The organism is Mycobacterium sp. E3247, from assembly GCF_001667785.1.
GTDB lineage: Bacteria > Actinomycetota > Actinomycetes > Mycobacteriales > Mycobacteriaceae > Mycobacterium.
In genome coordinates, this window is record NZ_LZJG01000303.1 from 1 (window position 1) to 2,409 (window position 2,409).

At 71.0% G+C, this 2,409-nt stretch carries 2 protein-coding genes and 2 pseudogenes; all 4 read right to left on the bottom strand.

The genetic code is table 11. The features are described 5' to 3' along the window. Nucleotides 1-477 (bottom strand): annotated as a pseudogene (locus tag A9X04_RS16645) (NAD(P)H nitroreductase); the annotation flags it as partial. A 111-nt stretch (nt 478-588) separates the two neighbouring features. Beyond that, nucleotides 589-855 carry a hypothetical protein gene (locus tag A9X04_RS16650; protein ID WP_067922543.1) on the bottom strand — a complete coding sequence of 89 codons (267 nt, stop codon included), beginning with the start codon at nt 853-855 and terminating at the stop codon, nt 589-591. Between the two features lie 87 nt (nt 856-942). Then, the gene (locus tag A9X04_RS16655) at nt 943-2,127 is read right to left on the bottom strand and encodes a cation:proton antiporter (RefSeq protein ID WP_067922540.1); all 1,185 of its coding nucleotides are present in this window, start codon (nt 2,125-2,127) and stop codon (nt 943-945) included. 56 nt (nt 2,128-2,183) lie between these two features. Then, nucleotides 2,184-2,409 (bottom strand): annotated as a pseudogene (locus A9X04_RS16660) (MCE family protein); the annotation flags it as partial.

Here is a 2,409-nt window from a genome sequence, read left to right on the forward strand (position 1 = left end):
CAGATTCTCGAGGTCTTCGACTTGGCACAGGGTCACGCCGCTTCGCGCCGCCCGCGCCGCCATCAGGGCGACATCGCCCACCGGCACCGGCCACGAGCTGTAGTAGCGGCGGTCGGTCCGGCGCCGCGGTATCGCGGCGGCCAGCGCGATGTCGACGCTGTCCGCGCGGTGTGGCGAGAGTTCGATGGCCGCCAGGTGGCTGGGGTCGGCGGGATTGGGGAGCCGGGTGACCTTCGAAAGCCACCCCACCGCCGCGAGCGCGACGACGCAGTGATGCAGCGCCGCACCGCAACTCAGCATGAGGTCCCGGCCGTCCGGGTCGGTGTTGGGCAGCTGCCGGCTCGCGTCCGAATAGAGATGCAGACTCGCCGCGTCCACGCGCCACCGCCACGGTTGGGTGTTGTGCACCGAGGGTGCCCGGGATGCCAAACTCAAGACCGTCCGGACCGTGCCGGCATCCGGAAAGCGGGTGTTCATGGCGGTCGTTCCCTTCGATATCGCTTCGTGCTGTCTACGATTGCCGATTTGCTGCCCGCCCGGCGAGAGCAGGACGGCACTAGGCCGAGGGACTTTGGGCCAATCCCCTCGCTACGCGGCCGCCGAGATCACCACGTCGACGGACAGCTGATCGCCGATGGCATAGGCCACTGCCCAGTCACCCACGCACGCCGCCCGTGCCAGCTCGTCGACCAGGGGGCTGTGGGCGCCGAGCTCCGCCAGCCATGCCGACACGAGGGGGGCGATCTCGTGGCCCGGCACCCGGACGGTGCGCCCGCAGTGCAGGCGATCGGTAACCCGGAACATCGTCGCGGTCGGCAGGGGCCGCAGGTGGTGGCGTCGTGTGGTGAATCTCATCACGGCCTCCTCGATCGAGCGTGGATTCCATCCGACCACTCAGCCGGTTGCGGCCACAGGGCCGAACGCAACCGGATGGCGAGTGCTTCAGTCGTGCGTTCGAGGATGCGGAGGTCCCGCGGCGGAAGGGCCTTTGGTCACCTGGTTGCGCGCCGCGACCGCGCCGGCGATCGAGGCGGCGGCGATCGTCAGCAAGGCGCCGAACATCAGCGCGGAGGCTTCACCGGCGACCAGCAGGTGTTCCTCGGTACCGATGGTGGCGGCGGCCACCGGCACGCCGAGCTGAGCCGCCGAGAGCGCCGCCAGGGTGAACGGTTGGCCGAGCAACCTGCCCGCGCAATGCGCCAGCACCGCTCCGAGCCCCAGGCCCGCGCCGAGCAGGATGAGTTTCGGGTGGGCACCCAGCTCGCGCACCTGCAGCGAGGCGCCCAGCCAGACGAAGAACAGCGGGCTGAAAAACCCCTCGGTGATCCCGAACAGCTGGCGGGCCAGCCGTCTCGGTTCGCCGACCATGCCGAGCACCAGGCCCACCGCGAAGCCGGCGAGCATGACGGACACGTGCGTGCTCACGGCGAGCGCGGCCAGGGCGAACAGCACGATGAGGTTGGTCCGCAGTTCGAGCGCGAACCGGTGGTTCTCGGAGTAGACGTGCATGCGGCGCCGCCAGCCGCCGGCGTCGGATCGGCGCAGCGCCGCATACAGCAGCACCGAACAGCCGGCCACCGCCAGCGCGCCCAGTGCGGCGGCGCCCGCATGCCGGAGGTCGATCACCAACGGCAGCAGGACGATACCGGCCGCGTCGGCGACCGCGATCTGCGCCGTGACGGCAATGACCTGCGGCCCCCGCAGCCGCAGCGAGTCGATCACCGGCAGTGCCAGCGCCGCCGACGACGAGGCCATGAGGACCGCGTACATGGCCGTGTGGCCGGTCCCGAAGGCCGCCGCCAGCCCGGCGGCGAACGCCGCCGCGACGGCGCCGGCCAGCGCCGCCCGCGTGAGCGCCTGCGGTAGCGACGCGCGCAGCGTGCCGGCGCCGACCGGGACGTGCGTGCCCACGACGAACATGACCAGGGCGAAGCCGACGTTGGCGAGGAGCTGGAACGTCGGGTTGGTCACGTCGACGACGTTCAAACCGGTCCGCCCGACGACGAGCCCCGCGATCAGCTCACCGATGACCACCGGTATCCGAAGGCGCGGCAGCGCGGCCAGCAGCGGACCGGCCAACCCGATGGCCGTCAGCAGGGCCAGGGTGTGGAAGCCAAACCCCGGCACGTCAGCGGTCCCCGCGCGCCAGCATCAGGACATTCTGCATTCTTCGGGGCGCGGTTCTAGGGATTGATCGTGTTGTCCCCGACCTGGCGTCCCCACACGTACTCGATCGCGTACGGCGATCCGGTGTCGAGGTGGTTGTACGGCGCGATGCTGTTGCCGGTGTCCATCACCAATTCCGGTGCGGGCCACAGGCGGCGGGTGATGGGCTGCCAGCAGCCGGGGGCGCCCCCCGGCCCGCCGCGCGCGTTCACCCGCGGCAGGTTCTCCGGGTAGGTGTACGGG